Genomic DNA, 15073 nt, shown 5'->3' with positions numbered 1-15073 from the left:
ATAAGGTCAAATAAAGTCAAAGTCAAACTTAGTTAAACGAATACTAAACAGTCTGACTTTATCCAAAATGCAATCTACAAAAATATTTATATAAAAACTCTGCTACAGGAGGTAATGTTTAATGAAATGCCAAGTATGTCAACACAACCAAGCAACGGTTGAAGTGTATAAGCAAGAGAATGGTCATAAGTCCAGTATAAAGATGTGTTCAGCTTGCTTTCAAAAGCAGCAAATGCCTTCTGGAATACATGGAGGATTTCCATTTGATGAGTTGTTTAAAGGGTTGAGCATGGGAGAAAACCCAAATCATGGCTTCAACAATCAGAATTCATCTCCTCAAACCCAAGGCGGAAATGGAGGAAATGGCGTTCTCGATCAGTTTGGACGCAATGTGACAGGAGCAGCCAAAGCTGGATTGATTGATCCTGTTATTGGAAGGGACAAAGAAGTGAATCGCGTCATTGAAATTTTAAATCGCCGTACTAAGAATAACCCGGTACTCATCGGTGAGCCCGGCGTGGGTAAAACGGCTATCGCTGAAGGGTTGGCCCGTAAAATTATAGCAGGTGATGTTCCATCCAAGTTATTAAATAAAGAAGTGTATGTAATAGATGTTGCTTCACTAACTGCCGGTACAGGAGTTCGCGGTTCTTTTGAAGAACGTTTAAAAGCCATCATCAGCGAACTTCAGAATCGCCAAAACGTGATGTTATTTATTGATGAAATCCATCAATTAGTTGGTGCCGGTTCCGCAGAAGGCTCCATGGACGCAGGAAACATCCTAAAACCTGCTTTAGCCCGGGGTGAACTGCAAGTAATCGGGGCTACCACATTGAAAGAGTACCGCCAAATTGAAAAAGACGCAGCACTTGAGCGTCGTTTCCAGCAGGTTTTGGTCAATGAGCCGACACCTGAAGAAGCCATTGAGAACCTTAAAGGATTAAAAGATAAATATGAAGACTATCACGGAGTCGAGTTTAGCGCCGAGGCCATTGAGGCTTGTGTGAAACTATCCCATCGATATATTCAGGATCGATTCTTACCGGATAAAGCCATTGATTTAATGGATGAAGCAGGTTCTAAAGTCAATCTTCAGTCAGAGGGTAAAGACAAGTCGGCTCTACTTAAAAAGTTGAACGATGTAAGAGAGAAGAAGGATCTGGCAACAAAAAAAGAGAACTATGAACAAGCTGCAATCCTTCGCGATCAAGAAGTAGAATTAGATAGACAAATGGGCGAAGGTAGGTCAGACTCTAAAGCACTTGTAGAAAAAGAACTGATCCAGACGATCGTTGAATCGAAAACGGGTATTCCTGTTGGGAAGCTGCAAAGCGATGATCGTAAACGAATGAAAGCACTGGAAGAAAACCTGGCAGGTAAAGTAATCGGACAGGAAGAAGCAGTGAGAAAAGTAACGAAAGCTATTCGCCGCAGCCGTGCAGGATTGAAGGCGAAGCATCGTCCAATCGGTACATTCCTCTTTGTAGGACCAACAGGTGTAGGCAAGACAGAATTAGCGAAAACACTGGCAGAAGAGTTGTTCGGGTCTAAAGATTCGATGCTTCGATTAGACATGAGTGAGTATATGGAAAAACACTCAGTATCTAAACTGATCGGTTCGCCTCCAGGCTATGTAGGTCATGAGGAATCCGGTCAATTGACTGAAAAGGTAAGAAGGAACCCTTACTCAATCATTCTCTTGGATGAAATTGAGAAAGCCCATCCGGATGTTCAGCACATGTTCCTGCAAATTCTGGAAGATGGACGTCTCACTGATAGTCAGGGAAGAACGGTCAGCTTTAAAGAAACTGTGATCATCATGACAAGTAACGCAGGGGTGACAGACAAGAAGGAAGCAGTGGTCGGTTTTAATACAGGCGGCACAGATGCGATTAAAGAAACGAATATTCTTCAATCACTCGGCGCCTACTTTAAACCAGAGTTCCTGAACCGTTTTGACAGCATCATTGAATTTGAATCTCTTGAAAAAGAAGAGCTTCTTCAAATTCTTGACCTTATGCTGGTCGAATTGCAAGTTGAACTTAAAGAGCAGGGGATTACTGTAACCATCGACGAAGATGCGAAGCGTAAACTCGTTGATCTGGGATATCATCCTGAATTCGGTGCACGCCCATTACGTCGTGTGATCCAGGAAAGAGTGGAAGATAAAATCGCTGATTTACTTCTTGATGAAGATGGCGTAACTGACGTAGTCATTTCACTCAAAAACGACGAAATCATCGTCAAATAAGAAAAGAAGCATCCTTAGAGGGTGCTTCTTTTTTATTCTTTCCTCTTCAAAAAAGTGATATATACTGCCATAGCTAAATAAACTCCTACAACTAAGGCAATAAATACAGAGGTAGAAAAGGAAGTCATAAAAACACCCTCACTTTAGATCTTGTAAAGATGGATGGAAAATGAATAATAGGATCGCAATGATAGGTAAGGAAATAATGATGGCGAGTAATGGCTTTTTGTGATGCAAGCATAAGATTGAGAACATGATGACATTAAACACAGCGGACCAGCCCAAATTCCAGCCATTTTCGTAAAGGAAAAGTCCTTTTTTATGGAACAGGTATTCCAATAACGTAAAATAGGCAATCCAACAGGTAAGATATAGCCATTTCTTTTTTCGATATGGAAAATAACGAAGAAAAATCATGATGACAACCGGAATGATGAAAAAAGTGAAGACGAGGTCAATAAGGGTATGATTGAGCCAGTCTACCGTTACAGCCCTGTACTTCCATAACGTATGGTTATAAAAAATCAAATTATATGTGAGATTACAAATAATATAATATTGAACGGTTGGATAATAATCTTTCCAGCGTTTCCAATCAATAAAAAGCCTGGCGAAAATCAGATAAACAACCACTACCAGTATCAGATACATATGGGTACAATCCTTGTTTTTGTTACTCAGTATGGACGGAATGGAAAAAGAATAGACATTCTATACAGATAAAGTGCCTGATTCTCATTGAATCAGGCACTTTAATTGGAGGATCTATTCCATTTCTGACAGCACTTTATTAATCGCTTGGGCAACCCCATGATCTGTATTGATGCCAGTGACCCAGTCAGCGGCTTCCTTCACGGCTTCCTGGGCGTTCTCCATCGCCACTCCGAAGCCGGCTTCACGAATCATGGCAATATCGTTCATACTGTCTCCGACCGCCATGACTTGTTCCATGGACAGGTCCAGCCATTTGCAAACCTTCACTAAAGCTGCCGCCTTATTGACCCCTGCAGGATTAATTTCAATATTCGTCGGCGAAGAATTTGTGATTTCCAAAGCTTCATTTTTTACCAGTTCGTCCATCATGACTTTGCGAACGTCATCATCCTGAATATCGAAACCAAATTTCAACCAGTTATAGGTACCGATATCTTGATCAAAAGGCTTATTCGTATTGAAGAGTCCTTGGGAAGTAGAAGACCAGAAGTAGACATCATGCTCTTCTTTTAATTTCCAAAGCTGTTTCACAAGGTCAAGATCAAGTGGGATGCTGTCTACTAGATTGTATTCATGATCGTAAATTTCCCCGCCATTCACGGTCACCAGATAAGATGAACGTCCAAGCTCATCTGAAATGTCCCGGCATGTGAAAAGGGAGCGGCCAGTACTTAACACCACATGAATTCCTTTCTCCTTCGCACGCTGTATGGCTTGTGCGTTTTCAGGAGATACATCTCCTTCGTGATTGACTAGTGTTCCATCCATATCCAGGGCAATTAATTTAATATCCATTCTACCTATCACGTCCTTCTATTAATTCATATCCAGTGTAATATAATTGGAGAAAATCTTCTAGGAAGCCGACTTATAAAGGGTATTATTTCCTAAGTACTGAACTTCATATTACAATAGAATGAGTATATATTTGAGAGGAAGAGATCAATGGAGTCTGCATATGAAAAAGGGAAGTGGAAGCAGCTTATTACTTTGATTAAGGAAACCGATCCACCGAAAATCCTGTTTGGCATTTCTTTATTCTTGAGCCTGCTCACAACGATTGCGGGGCTTGCTATACCATTATTAACAAGTAAGTTGATAGATGACTTCAGTTTAGATTCGTTAAGCAAAGAGGTCATCATCGGGATGATCGCTGCCTTTTTTGTACAAGCGATAGCGGGAGGTGTGTCTGTTTACATATTAGCCCGGGTAGGGCAGCATGTGATTGCCTCTTTGAGAGAGAAGCTTTGGAGAAAGTTGCTGGTTCTGCCTGTTCCTTATTATGATACGCATGAAACGGGTGACTCCGTCAGCCGTATGACCAGTGATACTAGTGTGATCAAAAACTTGATTACCGAGCACCTGACAGGCTTTATTACAGGGATCATTTCTGTAATAGGTGCCATCATCGTGCTGTTTTATTTAGATTGGCCCCTTACACTGGTGATGTTTTCAATCATTCCACTGTCACTATTGTTTCTTATCCCGATTGGCAAAAAGATGGCTGACATCTCACGGGGATTGCAAACGGAGACTGCAAGCTTCTCAGCTATTTTAACGAGAGTCCTTTCGGAAATCCGTCTTGTGAAGTCATCCAATGCGGAGGAGATTGAATTTCAAAAAGGACAAACAGGAATCAAGAAGCTATATGCCCTCGGATTAAAGGAAGGGATCATTCAAGCGTTAATGTCGCCGGTCGTTTCTTCTTTAATTATCATCGTTCTTGTGCTAATCATTGGGTTCGGGGGTATTCGAGTGACCTCTGGAGCCATGACGGCCGGGGAACTTGTTGCTTTCTTCATCTACCTGTTTCAGATTATCATGCCGATCACCCAGATTATCGTGTTTGTGACTCAGTTCCAGAAAACGGTGGGAGCAACAGAGAAAGTGTTATCGATTCTCACTTTAGAGGGAGAAAACCTTGAGGATGGAAGGTCCGTCCCTCAAACGGATCGTGCCTTGGTCCTTGATGGGGTGACGTTTGGATATGAAGGGGGGGAGAAGGTGTTAAAGGATGTGGCGATAAGGGCCGAAAAAGGGAAAGTGACGGCCATCGTTGGTCCAAGTGGGAGTGGGAAAACGACACTTTTTTCATTGATAGAGCAGTTCTATAAGCCACAGCAAGGAGACATTCTCTTGGGAGAAGATACGATCAGCTCATACTCTCTAAAATCATGGCGGGAACTTCTTGGCTATGTCTCCCAGGATAGTCCGATATATTCAGGAACGATCGGGGACAATATCTCTTACGGGCTCGATGGGGATATATCAGAAGAAAAGATGATTGCCGCTTCAAGAATGGCCTATGCCCATGAATTTATTAAGGGCCTCCCTAACGGTTATCAAACAGAAGTAGGAGAAAGAGGAATCAAGCTTTCAGGAGGACAGCGACAACGACTTGCCATTGCAAGAGCACTATTGAGGGACCCTGATATCCTCATGCTGGATGAAGCCACTTCAAGCCTCGATAGTCAATCAGAAATTGTCGTTCAGGAAGCGCTAAAGAACTTAATGAAGGGACGGACTACCCTGGTGATTGCCCATCGCTTATCCACCATCGTGGATGCCGATCAGATCGTCTTTTTAGAAAAAGGAAGGGTGACTGGGGCAGGGACGCATGAGGAATTGTTTACATCACATGCTTTATACCGCGACTTTGCGAGACAGCAGTTAAGAATAGGTGAACAGCCTAATGCGGGAAGTGAATTAGCATGAAACCTTTTACTGAACGAGTGGTGAAGATCATACAGAGCATTCCTCCTGGAAAAGTAATGACGTACGGTCAAATCGCTGCACTGGCAGGCAGTCCGAGAGCTGCCAGGCAGGTCGTACGGATTCTTCATTCCATGAGTGAAAAGTATAAACTTCCCTGGCATCGGGTTTTGAATAGCAAAGGAGAAATTGGCTTCGGGGATGAAGAGCAAGCGATGACCCAAATGCTATCTTTGGAAGCTGAAGGGATTCATTTTATAGGGAAGAATCGGATCAAGTTAGAGGAGTATCGGTATTTACCCGAATCGAAGTGGGGCATCTAATGATAAGGGAGTGTAATTCCAATAATATCAAAATGACGCATAACCATAGTGATACGACGCATAAATCTTGAAAATGACGCAAAAAAGAAAAAAACGACGCATAAATTACTCCTCACCTCAATTTTAAATAGCTAAAAGTTGATTTTAATTGGTTCAGGCCAACGGTACCAGCGAATATTTCATTGAGGGCTCTCTTAGTCAAAGAATCTTGCAAAAATCTTATCTTTTCACCAGGTTTCAATCAAGAAAGCCCAAAATAATGACACATAAAGACGTAATGGCTGTGAATCCAATGATCACGTACCCGATGATCCGGATTCCCAATGGCAGACTGCCCATTTCGGGTTTAGTCATGGGTGCCCCTTCGATTTTTGACATATGGTCAGTAACATCATTAAACGGTTTTTCAGGATTTGTCACGGTATCCCTCCTTTCTATATTTTACCATAAAAAAGGTAACCCTTATCCAAGGTTACCTTTTTTCATTTAATTCAGTTGCCCATTCTTTAGTCTCTTCAGCCATCTTCTTTGCCTAGTGGCAGTAACCAAATATCCCACTAATCCGAATCCAGCAAGTCCACAACTACCTTGCCAAATGAAATCCACGTCGAATCCTAATCCTGTGAAGGCGCCGACGACACTGAAGAGTAGAAGGGTGAAAGCCTGCTTCTTTTGGTTTTCAAATACCACAAACTGAAATTCATTTTGCTGATGATGATCCTTTTGCTCGAGTGCTTTTTCCGGTATATCCAGGAGCTGACGGACTTTTTGCACTGTTTGAAACAGGGGCTGAGCGCTTATCCATTTCAAAAGAAGCTCCCACTTGTTTGTGTTACTATCCTTTACCCAATCCATGAAGGCTGGTTTGACGACATCGAGGGTTTCCTCATCGGGACTCAATGTATGAACAAGGCCTTCTATGGTTGCAAAAGACCGACCTAAAAAGATGAAGCGTGTAGGCACTTGTACAGGCAATGATTTCACCATGTCATTTATTTCTTTCTTCACTGATATCAGATCCATCTGTTTGAACTGCTCCATATCGAGTGTGACAAATTCCTTCAGCACGGGTTCTATCGTTTTCGGACTTGCATCAGGAAGCAAGAACCCTAATTGAGCCAGAGCTTCTGCTGCTTTCCGGAAGTTTTTTAAGAGGATTCCTTCCAGAAGGTCTTGAAAGTAAGTGGAATCTCTCTTTGAAATTTCCCCGATCATACCGTAATCCAAGAGAACAAAGGTACCATCCGGCTGAAGCAGTATATTCCCTGCATGTGGGTCGGCATGGAAGATTCCCGGCTCGAGCCATTGGGGAAGGAAGAGGCAAAACAAATCCTGAGCTAACTTCTGCCCGTCCAACCCATAAGACTCAAACGCTTTTCGGTCATTCAATCGAACGCCATCTACCCACTCCATTACCAATACTTTATCTGTACAAAGTTCAGGGTACATAGCAGGAATTTTCACATTAGGATGGTCCTTGAAACGTTGTTTGAATGAAATAGCGGTGTTCATTTCTTTTGAAAAGTCGAGCTCTTGTTCAATGACTTGCTTTAATTCCTTATAAAGCATCTTGAAATCAATAAACCCTGTTGGAACAGGTGCAAAATTTCTGGCGAACCAAATAATGATGGCAAGGGAGCGGAAATCCGTCTTCACAAGGTCAGGGATCTCAGGGCGCTGGACCTTGATAGCCGCTTGCGTACCATCTAACAGCGTCGCTTTGTATACTTCTCCTATAGAAGCTGAAGCTACAGCTTCCTGGTCGATAGCCTGTACCTTTGTAGTCAGCGAGCTGTCCCATTCACGTTCCAGAACCTTTTCAATTTCCTCCCATGGTGAAGGAGGAACGTGATCGACCAGATCCTGTATTTGATTAATAAATCCTTTCGGCAGCAAATCCTCACGTATACTGAGGAGCTGGCCAACCTTGATCAAAACACCATTTAATTCAAATAAGGTTTCTTTAAACTCTTTTCCTATGCGCTCCCAAAGCTTATCTTTCTCCCATTGGGACTTACTGCGGAGACGGTACCAATAGACTCTTACCACGATGGAAAGAGCCAGTGATAGTACCTTCCACATTCTCCAAAACTTCTTCTCTGATTTCATCGTTTCATCCCCCGTAACTGGACTATCTATATCTATTATGTAGTACGGATAAAAAAGAAGAAAGTTTCTCTACCTTATTATCAAAATATTTCATTATGAATTGTATTTTTATAGTAATATATACACCATTCACTAATTTGAATAAATTAGTGAAAGAAATATAACGAAACCAAAGGATGTGGAGCATAGAATGAGCGGGATATAAAAAAATTCATCGTGAAAGAGATAACCGGTTAGTAGTGGAGCGACAAAAGTTAAGAGATTCTATTAAACAGGATTTACTAAAAGATGAGAATGTCGTGGCTTACTTTTACGGAGGTTCCATGGCAAAGGGGAATCATGATCGTTATTCGGACCTGGATCTTCGAATTGTAGTGAAGGATAGCATTTTTGGAGAATATCGAAAGAGGAAAAAAGAGCGTGCAGGTAATTGGGGAAACGTCCTGTTCTATGAAGACTTTCCATGGGCAGTGCATACAGTCGCTCACTATTCTTGCTTCGTTAAGGTGGATGCATTTTATTACAAAAGAAGGGACTTGAAGCCTTCACTGTATATGAAGGAAGCAGATATCATTTTCGACCCTCATCGGATCGTACAGGAAACGGTCAATGCTTCCCAAGCATTGAATTACCATGTGACTTTGGAAGAATTCAAGCTTTGGAGAAGTAAATTCTTCGCCCACACTCATGAAGTGTACCGAAGAACTAACCGGGGAGAACTGTACTATGCTCTTCATTCACTTGATATGATGAGATGGTCGGTTGCTGCCGGGTGGGACATGGAGAATGGCAGAGTTCCGAATGCACCCGGGGACTGGTCGAGATATGAAGGGGAACGCTCACCTTTTACAGAGGAGCAAAAAGAATTACTGGAGAGTTGGGGATGCAGTCGGAATCCTGATGAGATATATTCTGTGATGAAGGCGATTGTTCCGGAATTTAAGCTTTTACATCGTTCACTGTGTAGAAACCTTGGTGTGGAAGAGAATGGTGCGTGGGTGGATGAGATTTTGGGAATGGTTCTATAAAAATATGAAACTGAGATGGAGTATATGAAACTGGCTTTTCAATGTCATCCGGTTAAAGATTTAACGGAATCTCTCAATTATTATCGTGATACTTTAGGGTTTGAAGAAGCCTGTCGCGAGGGAGGTCACACGATTGCTCTCAAGTTACCAGGCACCGACGTACAATTAATGATCGAAAATGACGAGCCTGATTTAGCACCCGGTGGAATTTTCATCGTAGATAGTGTAGATGGATATTATGAACCAACATCAAGATCAACTTCATTTCATTAAAACTCCATGTGATATTCCTCCAGGCAGATATGCCATATATCAAGATGATAGTGATAACTTTATCCGGATTATTGATTTGAGTCGTGAGCATTGAGGAATTTGGTTTGGAAATGAACAGCTAAAAATCGGTGGATATTCAACAGTTGATTATTCGCTGATTTTTAACTGTTGAATTTTACCTGAAAATCAGTAGCTGAATCTCCGAAAATTCATCTCCAAAAACGAAATCACAAAGAAGTAAATGACATAATAAATCTATTTTTTTCCGATTTTGACACCTTTGTGAACTGCTCAAAAGCCTATTGTATTACTCTTAAAGAAGAGATATAGTATAAGTGTGAAGGGCATGTGAAATATTTCACAAATTAAACAGCAGACATATCAAATATCAGCTAAGTCCACTGTTTTTTTGATTGTAATTGTGAAATATTTCACAATAAACATCTAAAAGGAGATGACCATCATGAAATGGTGGGAAAACCAAAAGGTGAGCATGGTTTGGACAGTGATTAGAATTTGGTTGGGCGTTCAATGGCTGGAAGCGGGTTGGCATAAGGTGAATGATGGTTTTGATGCGAGTGGCTTCTTGCAAGGAGCATTGGCTAATGCGACGGGAGATCATCCAGCCGTTCAAGGGTGGTATGCAGAATTTCTAAAAGGGTTCGCAATACCGAATGTCGATTTATTCAATATTTTGATCCTTTGGGGGGAAGTGCTGGTGGGAGTTGGCTTGATTGTCGGATTCATGACAATACCTGCGTTAGTCGCAGGAGCTTTCATGAACTTAAACTTCTTATTAGCGGGAACGGTGAGCACGAATCCAGTTCTCTACACAGTGGCCATCATCCTTCTTTTTGCAGGCAGAGGGGCTTTCTATTGGGGAGCTGACCGCTGGGTGATACCTTACTTGAAACATATCGTCCTTCCTAAAGGCAGACAGCAAAAAAAGCCGATCGTGGTGTGATAGAACGTTTAATTAAAACCACCCATGCTGTCATTGCATGGGTGGTTTCTTAGTGAATTCCTCAGGACCTATCTTTTTTACCTACCGGGATTGCTCTATTGGTTTTTCTTCACTCGTACACGCTGGTTGGCAGCATTGGCGCGAGCTTGTGCTTCCATATCAGCCTGGTCGGCAAGTTCACGTGAGAACTCTTCGTCAACACCGTCAGATTTGAGCTGAGCGGGTGTTTGAGGCAAGCTATTTTTGTTTCCTCGTTTACTATTTCCGCGTGATCTGCCCAATATGAACATCCCCTTTTCAGTTGGTTAAAAAAATAAAAGTACAGACTCGAAGTCTGTACCTTTATTCTTCTTCAAAGTAGGGGTTTTTAGTTAGGTAATAATTGTCTATCTATGGGCTTTGGAGCTGAAGCCGCCTGCGCGATCAGCTGCTTTGAATTCTCGTGAATACGTTACTTCCTGTGCACTGGATAGAACTGATTTGTTTTTGTCTTTCTTTTTCTTATTATCCATTCGTATGTACATCCCTTCTTTTCAAGATTAATTCTATTTTTGCCTTGAAAAGAAGGGGGCATACCTGTGATTTAATGATAAATGTCAATGAGTGCACTTTTTAATTCAGGGTATTCGAACTGGAATCCATGCTCTGAAAGGACGCTTGGCAATACTTTTTGACCTTCCAACACGAGAGCGCTCATTTCACCCATCGCTGCTTTTAACGCGAGCGATGGGACAGGGATCCAATGTGGCCTGCCAAGAACGGCACCAAGTGTTCTTCCGAATTCTTTCATGGAGACTGGAGAGGGTGCAGTCACATTGACTGGTCCTGAAATGGCTTCTGTCTCAGCGATAAAATGGACAGCCCTTGCGCTATCTTTTATATGAACCCATGACATCCACTGATCCCCCGTGCCAACTGTCCCCCCCACAAACATTTTATAAGGAAGAGCGATTCGAGGGAGAGCGCCTTCGTCTTTCCCCAGAATAATTCCGAAACGTGCATATGCAACCCGGATGCCCAGCGTGTTCGCCTTGCTCGATTCTTTTTCCCATATTTGAACGGTTTCTCCTAAAAAGTTGTCTGCCGTTTCCGTTGATGCTTCCGTATACGTATTTGTTTTTGAAGAAGGATAGTAGCCGATTGCACTTGCATTAATAAGACACGCTGGTTTCTCTTTCAGTGCCTTTATAATGTTCATTACCTCTTGAGTTGAGTTGATCCGGCTATTGATGATTTGTTTCTTACGCTCATCCGTCCAGCGTCCACTGTTGATGGATTCTCCTGCAAGGTTAATGAAGGCGTGAATACCTTCGAGCTCCTTTTCGGGCTTTGCGCCGTCTGATAGCCATTTTACGTAGGTAACACCTGAACGATTGTCGTATTTATCTGGATTTCGGCTAAGTATCATGACTTCGTGATGGTGTTTGAGAAGTTCCTCTGTCATAGCCTGACCGACAAAACCAGTACCACCTGTTATAGCGATCTTCATCATCATCCCTCCAATATACTTATTATTTTACCTATCTACAGAATAAAAAACATATGCTGAATGTGTTAGGATTACTATGAGGTGGAAAAAATGGGTAAGATTACGAAAATAACGAAGCAAGTGAAGAACGATGAGCGTTACAATTTATTTATAGATGGAAAATATGCTTTCAGTGTCGATGAAGCAGTATTGGCAAAGTTCCAGCTCCGAAAAGGTCTGGAAGTGGATGAGCTTGAGATTTCAGAACTTCAGTATGAAGACGATGTAAAAAAAGCATTCAATAAAGCCATTCAATATTTAGCCTTTCGAATGCGCACGGAAAAAGAAATCCGGGACCATTTACAAGAAGGAGATCCGGAAGAAGGAGTCATCCAGGAAGTGATTCATAAATTAAATGATATTAAATACATCAATGATTTAGAATTCGCACACGCTTTTGTCGGGACACACATGAATACCTCTGATAAGGGGCCAACCTGGATTAGGGGGGAATTAAGAAGAAAAGGGGTGGATGACCCTTATATCGAAGAGGCTCTTGCTACATTTACCGAAGAGAAGCAGGTTGATAAAGCGGTCGGTCTGACCGAAAAACTTCTTCAAAAATACCGGAAAGATTCAAAGATGATCGCGAGGCAAAAAATTGAACAGAATCTGATGCGAAAAGGGTATCCGGGTTCTGTCATGAAAATTGTTTGGGAGACAGTAGAATCTGATCGGGATGATGATGAAAAATGGGATGCCGTCTATCACCAAGGGTTAAAGGCTCATAGAAAGCTGAGTTCAAAATATGATGGATACGAGTATGTCCAGAAAATGAAACAGACCTTGTATCGAAAAGGTTTCTCTATGGAGGACATCGAAAGACTTTTAGAAGAGATAAAAGAAAATGAAGAATGATTTGTTGTTTTCAAGATAGATTGAAGGGGTATGACAAGGGGGAGTTCATTTGGAGATTTTCACGCTTCTGTTTGCTGGTTTAACACTTCTGCTGCTCATCGGTACGACTAAAAAATTCAAGCTATACACAGGTGGAGTAGTGGTGGGGGCAGCCGCACTATTTATCATTGGTGAAATTATCATAAAAGTCCAAACCGGATTCTATTCACTAGGGAAGCAAGAATGGTATAACCAAGGGTATGCCGAAACCATGGGGAAATGGGTGATGCCATTTTTCCTCTTAGGGGTGGCGATTTTCCTCATCCTCGTGAACATCCGGATGATCCAGCAATTTCTAAAAAGAAAAGACGGTGTCCGCTGGGTTTGGATGGCTTTTGTCGTGGTTATTGATGCCTTCGCTGTATTTTTAGTGCCTGTGTTATTATTTATTGTGGCCTTTATATTCTTCCCTTTTGCTCCATAAATGAGAAAGCAGTCTTCGTTTAAGGAAGGCTGCCTATTGAGGTTTATTTTTTTGATTCAATGACGATTTCGTCTTTTTCTTTGTATTCATTCACAATCACTTCCGCAACTTCTTTAGGAGAGCGAAGCCTTGATGGATCACTTATATGATCACTTTTCTCCCAGAATGGAGTACTCATACCACCCATATACGCATTCACAATGCGAAGATTCGAATCCTCGTACTCCTTCTGTAAACTTTCACCAAATCCTCTGAGGGCAAACTTGCTTGCTACATACAATGCTTCATTTTTCTTGCCTCTAAGGCCAGCTGTGGAAATGATGTTAATGATTGTGCTGCTCCCTGGATCAAGTTGATTCAGAAGTGCCTTAGTCAATCGAATGGGACCGAGTGCATTCGTTTCAAACATGCTTACTAATTCATCATCGTCCGTATCCTTGAAGGGGCCGAAATAGCCTATCCCTGCGTTATGTATGAGTAATTTAATATTACGATCCTTAAGATGATTCTTACCTAATTGATGAATGTCATGAGTTGAACGAATATCCAACGTGGCAAATGAAACCTGTCCGCCTATGCTTTCAATTTCTGCTGCAGCTTCTTTTAAGCGGTCTTCCGTTCGACTAAGAAGGAAGATATGATATCCTTGCTGGCTAAGAAGTTTTCCTAATTCTTTTCCAAGGCCGGAGCCTCCGCCTGTGATGATGGCTGTTTTCATGATGTTGTCATCCTTTCTGGTGTATGTGGTTAGATAATTATCTTGGAATAAGGACCCGTCTTATGCTTGTCGGGGCTGACCAGCCGCTTCCGCTTTTTATTGTCCAGCTACAGCGGCTAGCCCCTCGAGGTCATAAGCCGTGATTGCCAAAAAGGCAAAGAACGCCTTTTAAGCAATCCCGTCTTATGCTTGTCGGGGCTGACCAAGCCGCTTCCGCTTTTCTTATTGTATCATTTTCTCTATACTACTATTAGTAGAGGTGATGAAGAATGGAACAAGAGAGAAGATATAGTGAGATGACGGAGCATGAGTTGAAGCAGGAGATCGCTTCGTTGAAGGAGAAGGCAAGAAAAGCTGAACAGCTGGGGATTGTGAACGAGTATGCCGTTTTGGAGCGCAAGGCACTTATGGCACAGGCTTATTTAATGAATCCTGACGCCTACAAGCCTGGCGGGATATACGCGATCGAAGGAGATCCGGGTACATATTTCAAAGTCGACTATTTAAATGGGGTATTTGCCTGGGGATATCGCCTGGGTGGAGACGGAAAAGAAGAAGCACTGCCGATTTCGCTTTTAGCAGGAGAAAAGAAGTAATGAAGAGGTCCGTCATAGGGACGGACCTCGGAAGTAGTCTAGGAACGCTTGCGTGTCTGGTTCTCTAGAATGATTAAGTCTTGAGTTTGTGTGGTTTGTCCATTAGCTTGGGAATGGGCATGCTTCGGATTGTAGAATGCCTTGTTAAATGGACTGCTGTACTTATTTCGGTAGAAGTTGTTTTTGTTTGCCATCGTAACTACCCCCTAAACAAATTTTCACTTCTTTAAAGTGAGTCGTGATCTCTTTCTCCAGAAGCTTTCATACGTTCTTGAGGATGGGTATTGATGGTGCCGTTAGCCCTTTTAGATGCAAATTCCGCTTTAGCTCTCGGTTCGCCTTCGAATTTATTGTTGTTCATGTTGGGGAACCCTGTCGTTTTATTTCGCATAAAGTGCCTCCTAAAAGGTGAATTTTCTGACTCATACCGTGAAGAAGCAAAGGCACAACTAAGCTTAACCACGTACTAATAGTATGGGTGAAATGGTGTACATTATCATAAAAGCTGGAACTAAATATATGGAAAAGGAGGAGAC

19 protein-coding genes are annotated in these 15073 nt (G+C 42.1%); 9 read left to right on the top strand and 10 right to left on the bottom strand.

The window, feature by feature from the left end:
- Positions 1-121: 121 nt before the first annotated feature.
- Entirely contained in the window at positions 122-2251 is a 2130-nt protein-coding gene (locus AC6CIB_RS06005; RefSeq protein WP_498278758.1) for an ATP-dependent Clp protease ATP-binding subunit, read from the top strand.
- Between the two features lie 138 nt (positions 2252-2389).
- On the opposite strand, the gene AC6CIB_RS06000 is transcribed toward AC6CIB_RS06005, so the two are convergent.
- Positions 2390-2902 (bottom strand): CBO0543 family protein, encoded by a 513-nt coding sequence (locus AC6CIB_RS06000; RefSeq protein WP_498278756.1) that lies wholly within the window; start codon positions 2900-2902, stop codon positions 2390-2392.
- A 114-nt stretch (positions 2903-3016) separates the two neighbouring features.
- Complete coding sequence (locus tag AC6CIB_RS05995; protein WP_498278754.1) at positions 3017-3760, bottom strand: Cof-type HAD-IIB family hydrolase; 744 nt, start codon at positions 3758-3760, stop codon at positions 3017-3019.
- 150 nt (positions 3761-3910) lie between these two features.
- Between AC6CIB_RS05995 and AC6CIB_RS05990 the strand changes: the two genes are divergently transcribed.
- On the top strand, positions 3911-5680 hold the full coding sequence (locus tag AC6CIB_RS05990; RefSeq protein WP_498278752.1) for an ABC transporter ATP-binding protein: 1770 nt from the start codon (positions 3911-3913) through the stop codon (positions 5678-5680).
- The gene (locus AC6CIB_RS05985) at positions 5677-6000 is read left to right on the top strand and encodes an MGMT family protein (protein WP_498278750.1); all 324 of its coding nucleotides are present in this window, start codon (positions 5677-5679) and stop codon (positions 5998-6000) included. Before AC6CIB_RS05990 ends, AC6CIB_RS05985 begins: the two co-directional genes overlap by 4 nt.
- A gap of 237 nt (positions 6001-6237) precedes the next feature.
- Here the strand turns inward: AC6CIB_RS05985 and AC6CIB_RS05980 are convergent, their stop codons facing one another.
- Both AC6CIB_RS05980 and AC6CIB_RS05975 read right to left on the bottom strand, forming a co-directional pair.
- Positions 6238-6420 (bottom strand): hypothetical protein, encoded by a 183-nt coding sequence (locus AC6CIB_RS05980; protein ID WP_498278748.1) that lies wholly within the window; start codon positions 6418-6420, stop codon positions 6238-6240.
- Positions 6421-6486: 66 nt separating this feature from the next.
- Positions 6487-8109 carry an ABC1 kinase family protein gene (locus AC6CIB_RS05975; RefSeq protein ID WP_498278746.1) on the bottom strand — a complete coding sequence of 541 codons (1623 nt, stop codon included), beginning with the start codon at positions 8107-8109 and terminating at the stop codon, positions 6487-6489.
- A gap of 239 nt (positions 8110-8348) precedes the next feature.
- Between AC6CIB_RS05975 and AC6CIB_RS05970 the strand changes: the two genes are divergently transcribed.
- The 3 genes from AC6CIB_RS05970 to AC6CIB_RS05960 all read left to right on the top strand — a co-directional run bounded on the left by AC6CIB_RS05970 (position 8349) and on the right by AC6CIB_RS05960 (position 10374).
- A complete protein-coding gene (locus tag AC6CIB_RS05970) occupies positions 8349-9137 on the top strand; it encodes a nucleotidyltransferase domain-containing protein (protein WP_498278744.1) in 789 nt (262 codons plus the stop codon).
- 24 nt (positions 9138-9161) lie between these two features.
- Positions 9162-9410 carry a VOC family protein gene (locus tag AC6CIB_RS05965; RefSeq protein ID WP_498278742.1) on the top strand — a complete coding sequence of 83 codons (249 nt, stop codon included), beginning with the start codon at positions 9162-9164 and terminating at the stop codon, positions 9408-9410.
- A gap of 463 nt (positions 9411-9873) precedes the next feature.
- Positions 9874-10374: a DoxX family membrane protein gene (locus tag AC6CIB_RS05960; protein WP_498278740.1), complete on the top strand. Its 501-nt coding sequence runs from the start codon at positions 9874-9876 to the stop codon at positions 10372-10374.
- A gap of 95 nt (positions 10375-10469) precedes the next feature.
- On the opposite strand, the gene AC6CIB_RS05955 is transcribed toward AC6CIB_RS05960, so the two are convergent.
- From AC6CIB_RS05955 to AC6CIB_RS05945, 3 genes are all read right to left on the bottom strand, one after another.
- On the bottom strand, positions 10470-10655 hold the full coding sequence (locus AC6CIB_RS05955) for a YfhD family protein (protein WP_149157456.1): 186 nt from the start codon (positions 10653-10655) through the stop codon (positions 10470-10472).
- Positions 10656-10760: 105 nt separating this feature from the next.
- On the bottom strand, positions 10761-10886 hold the full coding sequence (locus AC6CIB_RS05950; protein WP_079531092.1) for a YfhE family protein: 126 nt from the start codon (positions 10884-10886) through the stop codon (positions 10761-10763).
- A gap of 71 nt (positions 10887-10957) precedes the next feature.
- Positions 10958-11863 (bottom strand): TIGR01777 family oxidoreductase, encoded by a 906-nt coding sequence (locus tag AC6CIB_RS05945; RefSeq protein ID WP_498278738.1) that lies wholly within the window; start codon positions 11861-11863, stop codon positions 10958-10960.
- A gap of 90 nt (positions 11864-11953) precedes the next feature.
- Between AC6CIB_RS05945 and recX the strand changes: the two genes are divergently transcribed.
- On the top strand, positions 11954-12760 hold the full coding sequence (recX, locus tag AC6CIB_RS05940) for a recombination regulator RecX (protein ID WP_498278736.1): 807 nt from the start codon (positions 11954-11956) through the stop codon (positions 12758-12760).
- A gap of 49 nt (positions 12761-12809) precedes the next feature.
- Positions 12810-13223 (top strand): hypothetical protein, encoded by a 414-nt coding sequence (locus tag AC6CIB_RS05935; protein WP_498278734.1) that lies wholly within the window; start codon positions 12810-12812, stop codon positions 13221-13223.
- 43 nt (positions 13224-13266) lie between these two features.
- Here the strand turns inward: AC6CIB_RS05935 and AC6CIB_RS05930 are convergent, their stop codons facing one another.
- Complete coding sequence (locus AC6CIB_RS05930; protein WP_498278732.1) at positions 13267-13941, bottom strand: SDR family NAD(P)-dependent oxidoreductase; 675 nt, start codon at positions 13939-13941, stop codon at positions 13267-13269.
- Between the two features lie 269 nt (positions 13942-14210).
- On the opposite strand from AC6CIB_RS05930, the gene AC6CIB_RS05925 reads away from it, so the two are divergent.
- Positions 14211-14537, top strand: coding sequence for a YfhH family protein (locus AC6CIB_RS05925; RefSeq protein WP_498278730.1), 327 nt, complete (start codon positions 14211-14213; stop codon positions 14535-14537).
- Positions 14538-14575: 38 nt separating this feature from the next.
- On the opposite strand, the gene AC6CIB_RS05920 is transcribed toward AC6CIB_RS05925, so the two are convergent.
- Both AC6CIB_RS05920 and AC6CIB_RS05915 read right to left on the bottom strand, forming a co-directional pair.
- Entirely contained in the window at positions 14576-14731 is a 156-nt protein-coding gene (locus AC6CIB_RS05920) for a YpzG family protein (RefSeq protein ID WP_498278728.1), read from the bottom strand.
- Positions 14732-14763: 32 nt separating this feature from the next.
- A complete protein-coding gene (locus tag AC6CIB_RS05915; protein WP_044339716.1) occupies positions 14764-14928 on the bottom strand; it encodes a small, acid-soluble spore protein K in 165 nt (54 codons plus the stop codon).
- Positions 14929-15073: the final 145 nt, after the last annotated feature.

The sequence above is a fragment of the Rossellomorea sp. GQ25 genome (assembly GCF_059758515.1).
This window is presented reverse-complemented; position numbering and strand designations above follow the sequence as displayed.